Raw genomic sequence first — 16,094 nt, forward strand, 5'->3', positions numbered from 1 at the left:
GCCTTATTCAATTAGCTCTTAAGCGCTGGCTTTCGAATTTACCTGTTAATCTTTGAGGACAGAAAATTCGATGTATGTGGCATTGTTCACATCGTGAAAAATACGTTGGGTAGCTTTACGGAAGTCAGCTTTGGTGGCTGTATAAGACGGTAAAAATACCTGTGGATTTCGTTCTGCCAACGGAAACCATGAGTTTTGTACCTGAACCATAATGCGATGTCCTTTTTTGAAGGTATGCGCAACGTCTGGCATTTCAAAATTCACCTTTTCGACCATACCTGGAGTCAAGGCCTGTGCTTTATCAAAACCATTTCGGTATTTCCCCGCCATGATCTCACCACGTACCATCATTTGATATCCAGCCATTGTTTTTCCTTGATAACTTGCAGCATCGTTCGGGTATACATCAATCAGTTTGACAATATAGTCCGCGTCTGTTCCTGTTGAAGAGACTTTGAGAAAGTTTTTGATTGGGCCTACTATCGTCAGATCCTCCGTCAACGGTTCCGTTTGATAAACCATGACATCAGGGCGACTAGCTGCGAAACGTTGATCATCTACCATATACTCCCGTGTTCGGTTTTGAATTAACCCACCTTGATGCGGAACAGGTTTATTAGGGTCTGTTACATATTCATCCCAGGAATCTGTACGCTGAACTTTGTCAAATCCAAGTTTCCCCTGAGGTTGGAAGTATAGTTTTTTTGTCTCTACGTTTTTTGGCGGCCATTGTTCGAAATGTTTCCATTCGTTGCTGCCTGAAACAAAAATGTTAGCTTCGGCAGGGGCGAAGTTTCCTTCATCTTTTAGGTAATATTTGAAAAACGGCTGTTCAAATTGTTCCTGATAAGTAATACTGGTCTTTTTCTCAAATTGGATATCACCTAAATAGTTTCCTTCTGCACGAACCCAGCCGCCATGATACCAAGGTCCCGCGACTAAAATCGAGTTGTTTTTTTTGCTTTTATCCTCAATCGATTGGTAGGTCTTAAATGTTCCATAAGCATCTTCCGCGTCAAAGAAACCACCAACCACCATTACAGCTGGTTTTACCTCCTGTAAAGAATTGGTGATTACACGCGATTTCCAAAAATCATCATAGTCGGGATGTTTAAACAGGTCATTCCAAAATTGTACGGAGTCACCAAAGTATTTTTCTTTGAGTTCCCGCGCTGTTCCTGCTTCTGCAAAAAAGTTATATTTATCGGCTTCTTTGATCTGAATTTTGCCCTTAAATTGATCTGGTGTGATGGGTTTTGGCCGTGGGACACCAAAGGTTGACATGAATGTAAATGCATCCTGAAGAAACAATACGCCATTATGGTGGAAGTCGTCGCCGATAAACCAGTCTGTTACGGGAGCCTGTGGGGAGACTGCCTTCAAGCTCGGGTGTGTTTTGACCAATCCGACGGTAGAATAGAAGCCTGGATAGGAAATCCCATAGAGCCCGGCTTTGCCATTATAGTTTTTGAGATTTTTCTGTAACCATTCAAGCGCATCATAGGTATCCGTACTTTCATCGATTGCTTTTTTATCTTTGCTGTAGGTGGTCGGACGTATATCTTCAAAATCACCCTCGCTCATCCACTTGCCACGGACATCCTGGTAAACGAAAATATAGCCTTCACGCATCATTTGGGGGAAGTTTCCCAAGCTTTTTTTGTATTCGTTCTGCCCATAAGGAGAAACCGTGTAGGGTGTTCTATTGAGTAAAACTGGGTATTTCTTGGATTTGTCTTTTGGACTGTAGATCGCAGTAAATAATTTTTTCCCATCTCGCATGGGGATTGCTACTTCGGTCTTTTCATAATGATCTCTAACATAAGCCGAGTCGGCAGCTGTTTGAGCATGTAACTGGCTTGCGCTTAAAAGCGCTAAAGTTAGGCACGAAATTGTATTTTTCATTCAGATAATTATTTGTTCAGTACATTCTTTGGTGTAAATTATAATTTTACACTTGGTTTCATTTTTTGCAATGCTATGGATACTCTTATGCACCTTGGGCTCTATGCGCTACAGTTAAATTTGTCATCGCGTTATCGTTTGGCAGACTATTTCTCCAGCTACAATGAGCGGATCAACAGCTGCTAGTTTATAAATTGAACGATAGATTCATTGCCTGTATTTAGATTTTAGGCTAAAGTTAGTGCTACTAAAACCATTTTCCAATTTTATTGTCATATTTATAGCGAATAGAAAAAGAAAAATTGACCAATTTTTGAGAAAGAAAAACTTTTTTTGGATTGAATTTGGATTAGTTTTCGAATCTTAATATATTGAGTAAAATTAAGGAGAATTATTTTTTGGGTTAACAGCTTTAGCTAAAAACGTTAAATTTCAATCAGATGGATTAGTAGAACACTAAATAATAATTCATTTTCAGATTATTTCTTTAGGTTTCGAATGGGGTTTGTATCGGTATTTGTCACGATTTTATAAATTAAGTGCGGGGTGGTATGAAATATGTTTTTTTAAGCTAATTTTAAGAATTATTTTATCATAATACATCAATTAAATAACAATTTAAGTATATAGAATTAATATGGGACAACAAGTGAAAGATGCCAATGGAAAATTGGGTATTCTTATTCCGGGATTAGGTGCTGTGGCTACAACATTAATCGCTGGTGTGGCATCTATAAACAAAGGTTTTTCAAAACCAATCGGATCTGTTTCTCAATTGAGCAGAATCCGTCTGGGTAAACGCACTGAGAACAGAAATCCATTAATTAAAGATTTCGTCCCTTTAGCAAAATTGGAAGATGTTGTTTTTGGTGGATGGGACGTATATGAGGATAACGTATACGAGGCTGCATCAAAAGCACAGGTATTGGAGCAAGGCCAATTGGATGCTGTTAAGGCCGAATTGGAGGCAATCCAACCAATGAAAGCTGTGTTTGACCGTAATTTTGTGAAAAATTTGGACGGAACGCACATCAAATCTGAAAAAACTCGCCGTGAATTGGCAGATGCAGTACAACGTGATATTCGTGAATTTAAAGAGAAAAACGGATTAGACCGTGTTGTATTGGTATGGTGTGGATCTACTGAGCGTTATATTGAAACAAACGAAGCCTTTTCAACTTTAGCTAAATTAGAGGAAGCACTAGACAATGATGATCAACGTATTCCACCAAGTATGATCTATTGTTATGCGGCATTGAAAGAGGGAGCTCCGTATGTAAATGGTGCACCAAATTTAACATGTGACGTTCCAGCTATTGTTGAGTTGGCGCATGAAAACGGTGTAGCAATTGCAGGTAAAGACTTTAAAACAGGCCAAACATTGATGAAAACAATTGTGGCACCTGGTCTTCAAGCGAGAGCTTTGGGTGTTGAAGGTTGGTTTTCGACGAATATCTTAGGTAACCGGGATGGATTAGTATTAGATGATCCTGAAAATTTCAAAACAAAAGAGGTTTCTAAATTATCGGTATTGGAAGAAATTCTGGATGCGAAAAAGAACCCTGAGTTATACGGTGATCTTTATCATAAAGTACGTATCAACTATTATCCTCCACATGGCGATAATAAAGAATCTTGGGATAACATCGATATTTTCGGTTGGTTGGGTTACAAAATGCAGATTAAGATCAATTTCTTGTGTCGCGATTCAATTTTAGCTGCTCCAGTTGCGTTGGATTTAGCTTTGTTTATTGATTTGGCTCAACGTGCGGGTATGTCGGGTATTCAAGAGTGGTTATCATTTTACTTGAAATCTCCTCAAACAGCTCCGGGATTACCTCCTGAACACGATATCTTCAAACAATTGATGAAATTGCAAAATACATTGCGCCACATTATGGGTGAAGATTTAATCACACATTTGGGATTGGATTATTACCAGGAGCTAGTAGATAGTATTCAATAAACTACCTTAATAAGAGAGGGGAAACAATTGTTTAAAAACAGTTTTTCCCCTTTTTCTTCAAAATCTTTACGATATTGAAGATTTGTGATATAACCCTCTGTAGACTTTTGCGCTTACGAACGCTGAGATAGTGACGGGGGTTTTGCTTTTTTATAAATGATTTTATTTTGCAATTAAAAGAAATGGAATTTGCAATTATAGCGGCGGGAGAAGGTTCTCGATTGCGAAAAGAGGGATTTAATTTACCGAAACCCTTGCTACCATTACATGGAGTTCCATTAATTGAGCGATTGATTCGCGTGTTTGTTAAAGAAGGGGCGCAAAGAGTTCATGTTATCATCAATAAACAATCTCCAGAGCTGAAATTGTTTTTGGAAAAAACAACGTTTGAATTACCTATTGTGCTAATAGAGGAAGATACTGCAAGTTCATTGCATAGTTTTGCCTTGCTTGTCAAAAATAACCCCGATTGGTCGTCCTGTTGTCTGACAACAACAGATACGGTTTTTAGACCACATGAATTTCATGCCTATTTGGAAGCATTCCAGCAACATCAACATGCAGATGCTTTTATGGCAGTCACTCCTTTTGTCGACGATGAGAGTCCGCTCTATGTGAACACAAATTCGCAGCTTTTGGTGGAAGCTTTTTTGGATACAGCGACCGCAGAAACGAAGTATGTTTCTGGCGGAATTTATTGCTTCCGAAAAGCAGCTATGAATTGTGCATTAAGCTCCGTTGAAGCCGGTAATTCCAGAATGCGTAATTTTCAGCGTGCTTTATTGGAAAACGATTTACAAGTAGAAGCATTTGTATTTGACAAGGTGGTCGATATTGATCATTTAAAAGATCGTGTCGTCGCGGAACAATTTTTGAGTGAGGAGGTTAGTTAGTAAAATGAGCGATATGATTTCTATTTTAGGCGTAACTCGAAAAAATCGCTTTTCACCCAACCATGTGGGGAATGATGCCGCTATATTTAATGAAGTAGTTTTAAAACTGACTGAAAAAGGTGCTTCGGTGGAGGTATGTAATGAAGATGAATTTTTGTCTTCACCATCCGTGAAGCAGGATAATATTCTGACTATGGGGAGAACGAAGACTTTAGTGAAAAAGTTGCAATCTCTTCAAAATAATGGAATCAATGTTTTGAATTCAGGATTTGGAATTGAAAATTGCTTTCGGAAAAACATGACCCTTAAGCTTTTAGAAGGTGGAGTTCCTTATCCGAAGAGTATCGTGATCTCTACCGTTGCAGATATCCAATCTATTTTTGAAAAACTGAAAGGAAAGGGTGTATGGATCAAACGTGGCGATTTTCATGCGATTCATAAGGAAGATGTTACCTTTGCTGCAAGTCTGAAAGAAGCGCAACATATCTTGAATGAATATGCACTTCGTGGGATTAAAGAGGCTGTGATTTCTGAACATCTTGCCGGAGATTTACTCAAGTTTTATGCAGTGCGGGGAACGGATTTCTTCTTTTATTTCTACCCATATGAACACAATCATCACAAATATGATTTGTATGAACAAATTAATGACGAGGTAGTACATTTTCCTTTTGATCTCGACAATCTAAAAGAAGTTGCCAATCGTGCTGCGGAAGTCCTGGATGTACATATCTATGGCGGCGATGTGATTATTGATGCAAATGGAGACTTCCATATTATTGACTTAAACGACTGGCCAAGTTTTGCGCCATGTCGGGCAGAGGCTGCTGAGGCCATTGCTCAAATGGTTTACCATAAATTTACTGAAAAGAACCACAATGCAGAAAGAACAAGTTAATGTAATCGAAGAAGATAATTTGAGTGCATTCGAACAATCTTTAAAATCTAATGATACAGAAGAGCGAATTGATATTTGGTTTTATCGACCTATAGGTTATCGCATCGCGCAAGTCTGTGCCAAAATCGGTATTACACCCAACGCTGTGACAATTATTAGTATTTTCTTTGGCGTTGCGGCGGGTATTTTATTCTATTACCCTGCATTATGGATTAATGTGATTGGCATGCTTTTATTGGTTTTTGCCAATTCTTTAGATAGTGCTGATGGACAGCTGGCAAGAATGACAGACAATAAAAGTCGCTTTGGTCGTATCTTGGATGGGTTTGCTGGAGATTTTTGGTTTGCTTCTATTCATATTGCGATCTGTTTACGTAGTATTAATGAAGGATGGCCACAATGGCTATGGGTATTCTGTGTACTTGCAGGTGTATCGCATATGCTTCAGTCGGCAATGGCTGATTATTATCGTAATGTGCATTTGTATTTTATAAAGGGTAAAGCTGGAAGTGAGCTGGACAATACACGTGATTTGAAAGTTGACTATGACGCGTTGTCTTGGCGCAAGAATTTTTTCAGCAAATTTGTATTGAATGGCTACATGGGCTATACACGAAACCAGGAAAAGCTTTCTCCAAAACTGCAAAAGCTGCTGCATATTGTGAAGAATCGTTATAAAGATGAATTGCCAAAACAATTGATGGTCGACTTTAGAACTCAAAATAAACCATTGATGAAGTATACAAATATTGTACAGTTCAATACAAGGGTGATTTTCCTATTTGTCTGGTTGTTTATCGGTCAGCCTTGGATTTACTTTTTCTTTGACATGTTTGTCCTAAACCCGATATTGATATACATGTGTAACCGACAAGAAAAGGTAAGTGGTTATTTTGTTGATAAATTAACAAATGATCCAACCTATGGGTAGTAAGATCTATAAAGTACTCTTTATGCTAATCGGTATAGGTACACTGGCCTATATGATTCAAGCAATGGGAATTGATGAGATTTGGAACAACCTCGAAAAAATTGGCTGGTGGTTTTTGCCCGTCCTCGGTAGCTGGGCAGTACTCTACTGGATGAACGCAATGGCATTTAAGGCAATTATTCAGGAACCCGAATTGCCACAGACGGACGTACCCTTTTGGAAGGTCTTACAGTTGACAATATCGGGGTATGCCATTAATTATATAACGCCATTTGTTGCGTTAGGTGGTGAGCCTTATCGTATTATGGAGCTTAAAAACTATGTCGGTGGTTCGAAGGCAGGCTCTTCCGTGCTATTATACGGTGTCATGCATATCTTGTCGCATATTTTATTTTGGGTCGCTTCTGTTTTTCTAATTCTTTGGTTCGTGCCGGCAAGTACAATGGTTGATGTGGCCTGTGCTGTGATTTTTGTGATGGCTATCATTTGTACTTGGCTATTTACGAAATTTTATAAGAAGGGAATTACAGTTTCACTATTGAAGGCTTTGTCTAAACTACCTTTGGTAGGCAAGAAAGTTGGTCATTTACTGGAGACGAAGTATGAAACGTTGAATGACGTCGATGAGCAGGTGAAAAACCTTTTTCAAAATCGTCGCGATCGTTTCTATACGGCCCTTTTTTGGGAATTTGTAGCACGTGTTGTGGGCTGTTTTGAGATTTATTTTATTGGTTTAGCCTTAGATATCAATATTGATTTTATTGATGCTATGATCATTAGCTCAGGATCTTCCTTATTTGCCAATCTTGTTTTTTTCTTTCCAATGCAATTGGGAACGCGGGAAGGTGGGTTAGCAATGGCTGTGATGAGTATAGGATTGCCTGCGAAAGTCGGTATTTTTATGGGTGTTGTGACACGAATTAGGGAAATTGTCTGGATTATGATCGGTTTGGGGTGGATGAGTTTAGTAAAAAAGAAATAACATGAATAAGTTTAATATTAAAGGGATTATTTTTGATTATGGTGGAACCTTAGACACTAACGGGGGCCACTGGGGAGCTGTTATCTGGTCGGGTTATGAAAAATATCAGGTTCCTGTAAATTTGAACGCTTTTCAGGAGGCCTATACCTACGCGGAACGTCAGATGGCTTTACAGCCTATCATTAAACCGCAGTTTAATTTTTTAGAAGTACTTGAAGCAAAGCTCAATGTACAATTTGATTATCTTATTGCTGCAGGGTACGACCTAGATCGGTCATTAGCTCATAAAATAGCCTTTGACGGTTATTCGCTGGCAAAGAATACAGTTGAGCAGGTAAAACCACTGTTAAATTCACTTCATGCAAAATATCCAATTGTCATGGTGTCCAATTTTTATGGTAATTTAAAATCAGTACTTGACGATTTTGCTATCCTACCTTATTTTCAGTCTGTTGTGGAGTCTGCTGTCGTCGGTGTACGCAAACCTGATCCTGCAATTTATGCTTTAGGTGTGACTAAAATAGGTCTTCCTGCGCAAGAGGTATTGGTTGTGGGTGATTCCTATAGTAAAGATATGGTGCCTGCCAAAGAAGTTGGATGCCAGACCTTATGGTTGAAAGGGCAGACTTGGGGCGAGGATAAATTGCAAGATACTTCAGCTGCAGACCAGCAATTTACAAGTATCTTTGATTTAATCGACTTTGTTTAAATAAAGATTCTGACGATATTCTTTAGGCGAGATTCCAACATTTCGCTTAAAGAATTTACCAAAAAAAGATTGATCCGAGAAATGCAATTTCAGCGCAATTTCTCCGATGGAAAGCCCCTGGCAAAGTAACGATTTTGCTTCCTCCACTAAGACGTTCTGAATAAGTTCTATCGCTGATTTTCCGGTTAGTTCCTTCGTAATTACGGATAGGTGTTTCGCTGTGATACCAAGTTCCATCGCATAAAATTGCACCATGTGTTCTTTATGAAACGACTTTTTGAGGAGCAAATGGAAATTGGCAAGTATCTCTCTTTTTCGAGAGGGAATAGCTGGTGTATTTCGCATATTTTGGCTTCCTAGACGGGCTATTTCGCAAAATAATATTTCCGTTAATGACTTTATGATCTGATTTTTGAAAAGATAGCTAGCCCCTTGTCGATCGTAATGAATAAACTGTTTAAATAAATTGGATAAGTTCGTTGAATCTTGGTTCGATAGTGACCAGATGTAGCTGTCATTTAAGGCAAGAGACTTTTTGGTGACCTCGAAGAAATCTTCCTGGAAATCCAGTTTGAAGCTAAAATCCAGCGTAAAGAAAATCAAATAAACCTCACAATCCCAAGACTTGACGACCGAAGAGCCATTAACTCGCGAAGAAGGATTGGTTAACAATAGCTGATTTTGAGCAACTTGTATCCGTTCATTATTAATGATGAAGGAAGTTTCACCTTTTTTTATTAAACAGAGTGAATAGAGCTCACCTTTTGATAAAATGTGCTGCTGCTCTGAACTAAAGACGGGTTTTGATTTGTTGCCTTTAAAATGAAAGACATAAAAGCCCTTGTTTTCGATGGGAGTTTCCTTTACAGACATGTTTATTTTACGATAAAATCAAAATAGGTTTTACGATAGGGTTCATCTTGCAAGGTGTAATGCCACCATTCCTTATCATAAGCTTTAAAGCCAAATTTAGCCATCGCTTCTTTTAAGATCTTTCGGTGCTCTTTCTGTTGGGCTGTCAGATTCGCGTATTGATGATGTGAGACTGCACCGAAAAAATCAAAAGGTCCACCCATGTCAATCTCTTTTTGATCTTTTAAGTTAATGAGCGTTAGATCTACTGTACTGCCCCGGCTGTGGCCCGATTTGGAGGCAATAAAGCCTAGATTAAACAAATTCTTCTTATTGATAAGCGGGTAGAACTCCTTTTTTGCAATTGTATCATTGGTGTTTAAGGACCATGTTTTAAAGTTGTCAACAGCACGTTGCGGGCGGTAGGCGTCGAATATTTTCAAGCCAAGACCTTTTTTATTTAAATGGTTCTCGACCTGCTGTAGTGCTAGCGCTGCGCGTTTAGTTAAAATAGCGACTGGTTTTTCATAACCTTTAATCGGCCTTCCGGTGAAGTTGTGACTGCCAAAATAACGCATTTCTAAGCTTATCGTGGGGATAATGTCCTTGACGTATACAAAATCTGAAGGCATGATCTTTTCCTGCCCACGGAGGCAAAGTGTGAAAAGGCTTAAGCCAAATGTAAGACACAAGTTGAATTTCATGGAATGAAGATACAACTTGTGTCTTAATTAATATAATAAAAACGGTGATTCTCGTCTGTATCCATAGGTATAAAACCCAGTTGGGTTTATGGAGCAATTTGCTACCAGTCCGATAGACATGCGCTTAGTGATCAGCTATTTTTTTTTTCAGGTAATTGTATATTTCTATCTGTGAGCGACATGGTGCCTCTTTATTCTCGACGTAATGATTGCTCAGGGAATTATTGAGTATCCGCGCTTTGACATTATCTTTGAGCTGGATTTGAAGCATTTCTTTTAAATCCTCCTTGATTTTTTTGCTTGTTATTTTTACCGCGGCTTCAATACGATGATCCAAGTTTCTTGTCATCCAGTCCGCTGAGGAAATAAATAGCTGCTCTCGACCAGCGTTATAAAAATACATTACACGTGCATGCTCCAAATATTCATCTACGATTGAAATGGCGTTCATTTGCAATTTAAACGTTTTTTGATTTGTTGCACAGTAGATTCCCCGGATAATAAGATCTATTTTGACACCAGCTGTTGCTGCGTCATAGAGCTTTTTAATCATCTCTTTATCGCTGAGTGAATTTACCTTGACAATGATGTATGCTTTTCGGCCAGCCTTTGCTTCGGTAATTTCCTGGTCGATATAGTGCAGAAGTTCTCTACGCATATCGGTTGGGCAGATCAAAAGGCTTTTACAATTTTTGATAATGTCAGCCGGATTTGATTTGGGCCGTCTCAGGTAATTGAAAACCTTATTTATATCGGCAATAACATCCCTATTACTCGTTAAGAGACAATAGTCTCCGTATAATTTCGCCGTTTTTTCGTTGATATTTCCTGTGCTGACAAAACCATATTGGATCGTTTTCATCCCAATACGTTTTTTTATCACACATAGTTTTGCATGGACCTTTTTATTTGGGATACCGGTAAGTACTTTAATGCCTTCGAGTTCAAGTTTCTCTTTCCAGTCCAAATTGTTTTCTTCATCAAATCTTGCACGAAGTTCAAGCATCACAGTGACTTCCTTTCCGTTGCGGGCTGCGTTAATCAAGGCATTTGCAATTTTTGAACTCGAGGCTAAACGGTATGCCGTAATCTGGATCGTTTTTACATCGGGATCCATTGCTGCTTCCCGAAGTAAATCGATGATCGGTCTAAACTCATGATATGGAAAGGAGAGCAGTACATCTTTTTTTAATATAGTATCCGTTACACGTTCGTAGTTTTTGAAATATGGATGTGGAAAGGACGTTCGTTCCAAGGGCTGATTGTAGCATTTAAACACATTGGGAAAATCCATGAAGTGTTTAAAGTTATGTATTTTTTGTCCTGGAATGATGCTGTCTTTTTTTGAAAGGTTAAGTTTCTTGATCAGGAATTCTACCAATTTATGGTCCATCTCTTGATCAAAAATAAACCGGGTAGGTTTACCTTTTCTTCTGTTTTTTACCCCTTTGCTTATCTTCTCAACCAGCGTCGTGTTGATATCATTGTCAATGTCAAATTCGGCGTCTTTTGTTACTTTAAAGACATGTGCATTGAATACATCAAAACCGAAATAGGAAAATATTAATGGAAGATTAAACTTGATAACATCCTCCAAAAGTATAATATGCTTTTCATCTTTTGGCGAAGGTAATTGTACGAAGCGTCCATTTTGACTGGTCGGGATTTCGATGAGTGCAAATTTGGTTTCATACTGCCATTCCTGTTTTCCCATCGCAATACCCAAGTAAAGGCTCTTATCCCGAATATAGGGCATAGGTCGTATATCGTCCAATATCAAAGGAATGACGTTCGATTCGACCTCATCCTGATAATAGTCGCTCACAAACTTTTGTTGTTCGGGATTCAGTTCCTCACTGGTCTTAATATAGACATTCTGTTTGGCCATATCTTTTTGGATACGATTCCACGTACTGTCAAATTTCTTTTGCTGCTTGATTACCCGGATATTGAGCTCTTCCAATATGAGCTGTGGGTCTTCGTAGAAGGATTGGTTGGCACTTTTGTCTTTCAGGTCTATAGCCCGTTTTAGACCTGCAACACGTACACGGAAAAATTCATCGAGGTTATTGGAAAATATACCTAAAAATTTGATTCTTAAGGGTAAAGGGACCGTCTCGTCCGCAGCTTCCTGAAGTACTCTGCCATTAAAGCTCAACCAACTAACGTCTCTAGGAATAAATTTTTTCGCCATAGCTAAATATACGTAAATTTAAAAAGCAAAACTATAGCTCTACAGGGGATAATCGAACTTTTTTGTGTTAAAGAATTATTAAGTTATTTTTTGTTCATGTGTGTAGACTGTAGTTTTAAAGGTGCATTTTTGACACTGCTCTTCTTTCCTGGAAATAACCGCTACAAGGTGCTGCACTGCATGGCAAAAAAAATCCCCCAAAGGTCTATTCGGACTTTGGGGGATATGTCATTATGTTTGGTTTCGTCTATTTCTTCTTTCCGTATTTTTTGGAAATTTGAATCGCTTTGTATTTCGTCGTGTCAAAATGTGGCGTGTCAATTGACAAGCTTGTCGGATAAGGAGCACTTCGATCGAAGAAATACACGGTTGTTGTACTTCCATAATCATTAACAGGCATTAAATCAAGACAGGCAGAATAATCCGCATTCAACAGGTCGCCTACAGTAACGGCATAAATGCGTATGATACCACCTTTATTTTGTTCATTTCTGACGAAAGCGACTTCCTTAAAACCTCCCGGTAGATCTTCAATACTTTTCTGATTGAAACTATCTTTTAAAATAAAACCCAACAGCACTAAAATCGGTATGACCAAAAGCCATAGCCTTTTATTCTTCTTCATTAAAAATACTTAAATTGTAATTGTTATACCTAATAATTTGTAAAACTCTTTTAAAATTGCCTGGTGTCCTGGCCAAGCAGGAGAGGTGACCAAATTGCCGTCTACCACCGCTTGATCCGCAGGGATATTTTTCCATGTGCCACCCGCTAGTTCAATGTCGGGACCCACAGCAACATAAGCTGTCAAAGTGCGACCTGCGAGTACTTTTGCAGCTGTCAACACTTGAATGCCATGACATATTGCTGCCACAGGCTTATTGTGCTCAAAGAAGTGTCTTGTAATCTCCAAAACACGTTTGTTGAGTCGAATATATTCTGCCGATCGTCCTCCCGCAATATATAAACCGTCATAATCTTCGACATTGACCTGGTCGAAATCTTTATTGATTGCGAAATTGTGCCCGCGCAGTTCTTTATAAGTCTGGTCACCAGTGAAATCATGCACTGCTGTGGGGACTACATCTCCGCTTTTGCGGTCCGGAGCAATTGCATCTACCGTTAATCCTATTGAACCCATTGCTTGAAATGGAACCATTGCTTCGTAATCTTCTACAAAGTCTCCTACAAGTAGTAATATTTTTTTTGCCATATCAAAAAACCTCTTTTAATAGGTTTTCAATTTACATATTAAAAGAGGTATTCACAACGATTATTTGTTAATCTTTTGTTAACCTTGCACGGCTAATTTTTCGGCAAGTGCACGTTTTGTTTTACGTACTTTAGCTTCTAATTGACTTCTTAAAGTGGGATCGATAATACCTTTACCTTCTTCAAAGTTTTTGTGGAATTCAGGAAGGGAGAAGGAGTCTAATATATCGGCGCCATCCCAAGTGATTCGGTTTACAGCAGTGTTCAATACGGTGGCACCTCCCATTGGACCGGGTGCAGTAGCCAATAAGAAAACAGGCTTGCCATTGAATAATTTGCGGTTAGGAATACGCGAAACCCAGTCAACAATATTTTTGTAAGCTGTAGTATATGAACCATTGTGTTCGGCCAAGGAAATCAAAAGGAAATCTGCTGCATCCATTTTAGCAGCAAAGTCATGTGCCAACTGTGGAATGCCCAACTCGACTTCTTTGTCGTAAGAATAGATAGGCATTTCAAAATGGTTTAAGTCTAGCAATTCGATGATATCGTCTGCTTCTTTGTAGTATTTGGAAGTACTTGTGACGAACGTTTTGTTGATTGAATTTCTGTTGCTTGTTCCTGCAAATGCTAATATTTTCATCTTTATATCATTAATTTATGAGGTGTTGAATAGGGGCAAAACTACCCCATACTGACCTCGTTGTTACCTTTAGAAAATCATGATTTTCGCATGTTTTCGCTATGTTTTATTTTAAAATCTGGTCAAACTTACGATATAATTGCTGAATAAATGTCAATCAAATGTCTCTGTACGGCGTTCTCGCGTATTTATTGATGTAGATCAATAAAATTGAAACGTTCGTACATACCAAGCAGGCCTGTAAGTCCGCCAGTATGAATAACGAGTACCTGATCTGCGGGGGTAAAGTAGTCCCTTTTTATCAGATCATCTACGGCATAAAGTAATTTGCCGGTATAGGTGGGTTCGATCATGATTCCTGTCGCAGCTATAAAATGCTGAACAAAGGCGAGTAAGTCGGTATTGGATTTTGCATAACCACCAAAATGATAATCAAGATGTAAAATAGGAGGCGTGATGTCGGGGTAAAGTTGATCGACTTCCTCCTGAATAAAGCCTCCATTTTTTAAAACAGGTATGCCGTGTACGCGGGTAAATAGATCTCGTTTTTCTATCGCATTGGCTATTCCAGCTAATGTTGTTCCTGTGCCGCAGGCGGTAAAAATATGCTGGTATTCATGTTGGAGTTCATCAACGAGTTCGGAGCAACCTTTTGCTCCTAGCATGCCGTAACCACCCTCGTGTATATAGAACGTCGTTGGATCCTGACCAAAATAGCTGTTGTATAAATTTTCTTTATCTCGGTAAGATTCGCGGTCGACGTAAATGAGCTGCATCCCAAAAAGGCGGCACATTGCTAAAACAGGGTTGTTAACCCCTTCTTCACCTCGAACAAAAGCGGTTGTTTTAAACTTAAAGGTAGCTCCGGCGCAAGCGGTAGCTAAAAGATGGTTGCTCCATGCTCCTCCAAATGTAACAAGATGATTTTTCTGAAGCTGCAGGGCTTCTTCCAGATTATATTTTAACTTTCGCCATTTATTGCCTGAAATAAACGGATGTATGAGGTCATCGCGCTTAAGTGTTACTTTAATATGCTTCTTCTCCCAGGCTGGGAGGCACAATTCAGTTTCGGGGCTATGGATTTTGAAGGGCAACATAACATTAAATGAAAACAAATTTAACGAAAATTGTTTCATTTGGTTTATTTTTGTAGCATGACAGAACAAATTGGATCGCAAGATCAGGAAGAACAAGAATTATTTGAGCATCTACGTATTGAGGTGGATAAGGGACAAGCATTACTCCGCATTGACAAATACCTGATGAACAGGGTGGAAAATGCGACGCGGAGCAAAATTCAGCATGCTATTGAAGCAGGTTCTGTCATGGTTAACGGTAAGGAGATCAAGGCGAGCTATAAGGTTAGACCTGATGATGTGATTACATTGGTGCTACCTGATCCACCACGGGATAATGAAGTTTATCCAGAAAACATTCCATTGGATATCAAATACGAGGATGACGACGTACTGATTGTGAATAAAGAGGCGGGTATGGTCGTGCATCCAGGATATAATAATTATACGGGAACCTTGGTAAATGCATTAACGTATCATATCCAGCAGCTGCCACAGCTTCCAGGAAACTCCGATCGCCCGGGTTTAGTGCATCGAATCGATAAAGACACTTCCGGACTATTGGTTATTGCTAAAAATGAAAAATCAATGGCCTTTTTGGCAAAACAGTTTTTCGATCACAGCATTACCCGTAAATATATTGCATTAGTTTGGGGTGATTTAAAAGAGGATGGAACAATTACAGGTTATATTGGACGTCATCTAAAAGACAGACGCATTATGGCCATGTATGATAGCGAAGATAAAGGGCGTTGGTCAGTGACACATTACAGCGTTTTGGAGCGACTGGGCTATGTTACTTTAATTGAATGTCAGTTAGAAACAGGACGTACACACCAAATTCGTACGCATATGCAATCTATTGGTCATCCGTTATTTAATGATGCAATGTATGGTGGAGATAAGATTTTAAAAGGTACCGTATTTTCAAAGTACAAGCAGTTTGTGGATAACTGTTTTTCATTACTGCCGCGACAAGCACTTCATGCACAAGTATTGGGATTTATCCATCCTTCTACAAAAGAAAATATGTATTTTGAGGTACCATTTCCAGAAGATTTTCGTTTAGCTTTAGAAAAGTGGCGCGGATATGCGGCAAATTCAATGGCTATAGAAAATGATTAAAATT

Annotated in this window: 15 protein-coding genes; 7 read left to right on the forward strand and 8 right to left on the reverse strand. The window is 38.9% G+C overall.

The window, feature by feature from the left end:
* Positions 1 to 45: 45 nt before the first annotated feature.
* On the reverse strand, positions 46 to 1,905 hold the full coding sequence (locus tag ACHWSC_RS22390; protein ID WP_394678243.1) for a CocE/NonD family hydrolase: 1,860 nt from the start codon (positions 1,903 to 1,905) through the stop codon (positions 46 to 48).
* A gap of 637 nt (positions 1,906 to 2,542) precedes the next feature.
* Here ACHWSC_RS22390 and ACHWSC_RS22395 point away from each other — a divergent pair.
* The 6 genes from ACHWSC_RS22395 (at position 2,543) to ACHWSC_RS22420 (ending at position 8,284) form a co-directional block, all read left to right on the forward strand.
* A complete protein-coding gene (locus tag ACHWSC_RS22395) occupies positions 2,543 to 3,871 on the forward strand; it encodes an inositol-3-phosphate synthase (RefSeq protein ID WP_046675789.1) in 1,329 nt (442 codons plus the stop codon).
* A gap of 182 nt (positions 3,872 to 4,053) precedes the next feature.
* Entirely contained in the window at positions 4,054 to 4,764 is a 711-nt protein-coding gene (locus tag ACHWSC_RS22400) for an NDP-sugar synthase (protein WP_394678244.1), read from the forward strand.
* 13 nt (positions 4,765 to 4,777) lie between these two features.
* Complete coding sequence (locus ACHWSC_RS22405) at positions 4,778 to 5,662, forward strand: hypothetical protein (protein ID WP_227550282.1); 885 nt, start codon at positions 4,778 to 4,780, stop codon at positions 5,660 to 5,662.
* Positions 5,643 to 6,593, forward strand: coding sequence for a CDP-alcohol phosphatidyltransferase family protein (locus ACHWSC_RS22410; protein ID WP_394678245.1), 951 nt, complete (start codon positions 5,643 to 5,645; stop codon positions 6,591 to 6,593). Before ACHWSC_RS22405 ends, ACHWSC_RS22410 begins: the two co-directional genes overlap by 20 nt.
* Positions 6,586 to 7,575, forward strand: a complete 990-nt coding sequence (locus ACHWSC_RS22415) for a lysylphosphatidylglycerol synthase transmembrane domain-containing protein (RefSeq protein ID WP_394678246.1) — start codon at positions 6,586 to 6,588, stop codon at positions 7,573 to 7,575. The genes ACHWSC_RS22410 and ACHWSC_RS22415 overlap by 8 nt, the downstream gene beginning before the upstream one ends.
* A gap of 1 nt (position 7,576) precedes the next feature.
* Positions 7,577 to 8,284 (forward strand): HAD family hydrolase, encoded by a 708-nt coding sequence (locus ACHWSC_RS22420; RefSeq protein WP_394678247.1) that lies wholly within the window; start codon positions 7,577 to 7,579, stop codon positions 8,282 to 8,284.
* Here ACHWSC_RS22420 and ACHWSC_RS22425 read toward each other — a convergent pair.
* From ACHWSC_RS22425 to ACHWSC_RS22455, 7 genes are all read right to left on the reverse strand, one after another.
* A complete protein-coding gene (locus ACHWSC_RS22425; RefSeq protein ID WP_394678248.1) occupies positions 8,267 to 9,157 on the reverse strand; it encodes a helix-turn-helix domain-containing protein in 891 nt (296 codons plus the stop codon). The two genes, ACHWSC_RS22420 and ACHWSC_RS22425, sit on opposite strands and share 18 nt — an antisense overlap.
* Before the next feature lie 2 nt (positions 9,158 to 9,159).
* The gene (locus ACHWSC_RS22430) at positions 9,160 to 9,840 is read right to left on the reverse strand and encodes a M15 family metallopeptidase (protein ID WP_394678249.1); all 681 of its coding nucleotides are present in this window, start codon (positions 9,838 to 9,840) and stop codon (positions 9,160 to 9,162) included.
* A gap of 124 nt (positions 9,841 to 9,964) precedes the next feature.
* Positions 9,965 to 12,034 (reverse strand): polyphosphate kinase 1, encoded by a 2,070-nt coding sequence (ppk1, locus tag ACHWSC_RS22435; RefSeq protein ID WP_394678250.1) that lies wholly within the window; start codon positions 12,032 to 12,034, stop codon positions 9,965 to 9,967.
* A 247-nt stretch (positions 12,035 to 12,281) separates the two neighbouring features.
* Positions 12,282 to 12,659, reverse strand: coding sequence for a hypothetical protein (locus tag ACHWSC_RS22440; RefSeq protein WP_075991931.1), 378 nt, complete (start codon positions 12,657 to 12,659; stop codon positions 12,282 to 12,284).
* Between the two features lie 9 nt (positions 12,660 to 12,668).
* Positions 12,669 to 13,247 (reverse strand): DJ-1/PfpI family protein, encoded by a 579-nt coding sequence (locus ACHWSC_RS22445; RefSeq protein ID WP_075991932.1) that lies wholly within the window; start codon positions 13,245 to 13,247, stop codon positions 12,669 to 12,671.
* Positions 13,248 to 13,325: 78 nt separating this feature from the next.
* The gene (locus ACHWSC_RS22450; protein ID WP_120334736.1) at positions 13,326 to 13,889 is read right to left on the reverse strand and encodes an NADPH-dependent FMN reductase; all 564 of its coding nucleotides are present in this window, start codon (positions 13,887 to 13,889) and stop codon (positions 13,326 to 13,328) included.
* A 188-nt stretch (positions 13,890 to 14,077) separates the two neighbouring features.
* A complete protein-coding gene (locus ACHWSC_RS22455) occupies positions 14,078 to 15,025 on the reverse strand; it encodes a 1-aminocyclopropane-1-carboxylate deaminase/D-cysteine desulfhydrase (RefSeq protein ID WP_394678251.1) in 948 nt (315 codons plus the stop codon).
* 18 nt (positions 15,026 to 15,043) lie between these two features.
* Here ACHWSC_RS22455 and ACHWSC_RS22460 point away from each other — a divergent pair, with 18 nt between their 5' ends.
* A complete protein-coding gene (locus ACHWSC_RS22460; RefSeq protein ID WP_088161005.1) occupies positions 15,044 to 16,090 on the forward strand; it encodes an RluA family pseudouridine synthase in 1,047 nt (348 codons plus the stop codon).
* Positions 16,091 to 16,094 lie beyond the last annotated feature (4 nt).

The organism is uncultured Sphingobacterium sp. (genome assembly GCF_964277905.1).
Classification (GTDB): domain Bacteria; phylum Bacteroidota; class Bacteroidia; order Sphingobacteriales; family Sphingobacteriaceae; genus Sphingobacterium; species Sphingobacterium siyangense.